A 2,611-nucleotide genomic window follows, 5' to 3' on the forward strand; every position below is an offset into this window, starting at 1 on the left:
CACGACCGGCTCGTCGTGCTCCGAGGAGACGACCAGCTGCTTGATGTTGAGGATCAGGTCGGTGACGTCCTCCTTGACGCCCGGCACGGTGGTGAGTTCGTGCAGGATGCCGTCGATGCGGATGCTGGTGACAGCAGCGCCGGGGATCGACGACAGGAGGGTACGGCGGAGCGAGTTGCCGAGGGTGTAGCCGAAGCCCGGCTCCAGCGGCTCGATCACGAACCGGGAGCGGAATTCGTCGACGACCTCTTCGGTCAACGAGGGACGCTGAGCGATCAGCACGAGGTATTGCCTCCAGAGTTTGGCGTCCGCTATGTGACGCCGTAGACACCACGAAGGGTACGGGCGATCCGCCCTCCTATGAGGCCGAACCGCCCGACCCCGCCCGTCTGCCGACCGATCGGCAGGCTCAGCTCTTGCCGGAGTGGAGTCCAACAATCAACCACTTCTGCCCTCGAGAGCCGGCCACCGGCGCGGTTCGTAGGTGCATACTGGGGGCAATGACAAAGCCTGCTGCACCGAAGCGTCATCTGCCCACCAGCCCCTTCAAGGCCCCGGTCGCGCCTGCCCCCAAGCACTTCAACGTGGGCGACCAGGTCACACACGACATGTACGGCCTCGGCCGGGTGATCGGCATCGAGGACGGAATCGCGGCACTCGTGGATTTCGGGTCGACGCAAATGCGGATCTTGAGCCCGTACGCCAAGATGACCAAACTGTAGGACCGCTGTGCCCGGTCACGGCACACCAGGCCCCTTCGGGGACCTGTCATGAAAGAGAGACCTCTCATCGATCTGACGTCGCTGTTCTCCGCCCTGGAAGGGCAACCCCGCCGCTCCGCCGCGGCGTCGCCGCCTCCGGCGACAAATCCCTTCCAGGCCCCGGACTTCGGGGAAGACGAGACCTTCCTGCTCGACGATGCCCAGGAGCCCGCATCGGCCCCGCGCGCGGCCCGATCCGAGGCGGCCTAGCTCCCACTGGTGACGGTGGTCCCGACAGTCGGCCGGGGGCCGTCTCCGGTGCTGCGGTTGAGAAGTGCGGCCGTCTCAGTTCCCCTCTCATGCAGCCCATCACCACAGTTGGAAAGCCCGTCGGGCCAACACGGGGGGTGTGCGACGGGCGTAAGACGGCGCCTCCGGCGTTCGCTCTGGTCAGCGCCGAAGGCGGCAGCAAACGATCACAGGTTCCCAAGCTGAGAAACCCGATGTGCCGGCGCAGACAGAGCCCGTACGGTTCCGCACATGGTGACTGCAACTGTCCGTGAGTGGAACGACGAGGAAGGGTGGGGCGTGCTTGACTCCCCCGAGACCACCGGCGGCTGCTTCTGCCATTTCTCCAATATCCGGACGACCGGCTTCCGCACACTGTCGCCCGGACAGCAGGTCGACCTCACATGGGAAGCCCCCGGCTTCCAGCAGGACGGGTACGACTACCGGGCGGTGGCCGCCGTGCCCCGGCGCGCCTGACATCCACGCCTGATATCCACGGCGACGCACGCGCACGGTCCCCCGCAGCTCACTGTGTCCTCGCACCCTCCACCGGGGTGTGCGGTGAGGCCCCGGTGACCGGCCGGCGCCTGAAGCGGGGCTCACCTTCAGCCGTGGCCCATCCGTGGACTCGTGCGGAGTCGGTCGGCCATCCCTTGCCCTGACCTGCTGCGTTACCTGCTGCCACGGGCCCTTCGGAGCCGTGTGCGCAGGTTCGAATCCTGCCGGGGCACCCAGTCTGTGGACGAGGCGTGGACGGGATCTTGGAGTATTCCCGCAGGTGATGGGACTCATCAGGGCTGAACCAACTCCTCCTCACTGGGTAGTCCCAGTCTTGGACCAGGCCGCGGGTGGGAAGCGTGAGCATGGCTGAGTCGGCTGTCATGCTGCGTTCAGTGGCCGCCTACAAGAAGACGGATGGACGGGTTGGGGGATCTCGTGGATGTGACCACGCTTGCCGTCGCACTCATCAGCGTCGGAGGAACGCTGGGCGGAACTCTAGGCGGGGCAGTGCTCAGCCAGCGCGCCAACCGGGAGCAAAACGAGCGTGCCGATCGTGAACGCGAGCAAGAGCGCCAGGAACAAGCGCAGCAGGCCAAGCGCGATCTTTATGCCCGACTGAACACACGGCTCGCGCCTACCGGATCGCCGCCCGAGACGCTGTCCACGCGGCCGAGCGCGCTGAAACCATCGACCCCGCAGTCCTCGACTCCGCCAAGGAGGACTGGGCCGACCAGTACTCCCAGGCGCAGATGGCTCTCGCGAAGGATGTCCTGCACGTGGCCTCTACGGTCAACGGGACGCTCCAAGTCGGGTACTCAGTCGTCAGACAGTTGCCCAGCAGCCCCAACCTGGACGAGGCGTATCAGCGAGCGAAGACATGGTTGAGCGGCCCGATGTCCGATGGCGTTTTCCTGCTACGGGTCACTCTGAGACATGACCTCGGCGTCGAGATCGACCCCGAGTTCGAGCAGACTCGCATGGGGATGCTCAATGCGCTCAACAGCGCACGGAGGGACCTTGAGCGACTATCGGTAGTTCGTTAAATCCGGAGGTAGAGGTCAATGCCGTGTCCGGTAGTGACCGCGTCGATGAGGGCCTGGAGTTCGTAGGGTGGGGCCGTG

General features: G+C 65.6%; 3 protein-coding genes and 1 pseudogene. 3 read left to right on the forward strand and 1 reads right to left on the reverse strand.

The features are described from left to right. Window positions 1-282, reverse strand: a pseudogene (locus tag AB0L95_RS42025) (DNA-directed RNA polymerase subunit alpha); the annotation flags it as partial. A 218-nt stretch (window positions 283-500) separates the two neighbouring features. Here AB0L95_RS42025 and AB0L95_RS42030 point away from each other — a divergent pair. The 3 genes from AB0L95_RS42030 (at window position 501) to AB0L95_RS42040 (ending at window position 1,466) form a co-directional block, all read left to right on the forward strand. Then, window positions 501-722: a CarD family transcriptional regulator gene (locus AB0L95_RS42030; protein WP_365171932.1), complete on the forward strand. Its 222-nt coding sequence runs from the start codon at window positions 501-503 to the stop codon at window positions 720-722. A gap of 48 nt (window positions 723-770) precedes the next feature. Next, window positions 771-971 carry a hypothetical protein gene (locus AB0L95_RS42035; protein WP_365158503.1) on the forward strand — a complete coding sequence of 67 codons (201 nt, stop codon included), beginning with the start codon at window positions 771-773 and terminating at the stop codon, window positions 969-971. Window positions 972-1,241: 270 nt separating this feature from the next. Beyond that, entirely contained in the window at window positions 1,242-1,466 is a 225-nt protein-coding gene (locus tag AB0L95_RS42040; RefSeq protein WP_365171934.1) for a cold shock domain-containing protein, read from the forward strand. The last annotated feature ends 1,145 nt before the right edge of the window (window positions 1,467-2,611 follow it).

Source organism: Streptomyces sp. NPDC052036 (genome assembly GCF_040680495.1).
In the GTDB taxonomy this organism is placed as follows: Bacteria; Actinomycetota; Actinomycetes; order Streptomycetales; family Streptomycetaceae; genus Streptomyces.

Bases quoted from the DNA above. Each gene is read 5' to 3' on its own strand.
- AB0L95_RS42030 (WP_365171932.1), top strand. From the start codon at position 501: ATGACAAAGCCTGCTGCACCGAAGCGTCATCTGCCCACCAGCCCCTTC.
- AB0L95_RS42035 (WP_365158503.1), top strand. From the start codon at position 771: ATGAAAGAGAGACCTCTCATCGATCTGACGTCGCTGTTCTCCGCCCTG.
- AB0L95_RS42040 (WP_365171934.1), top strand. From the start codon at position 1,242: ATGGTGACTGCAACTGTCCGTGAGTGGAACGACGAGGAAGGGTGGGGC.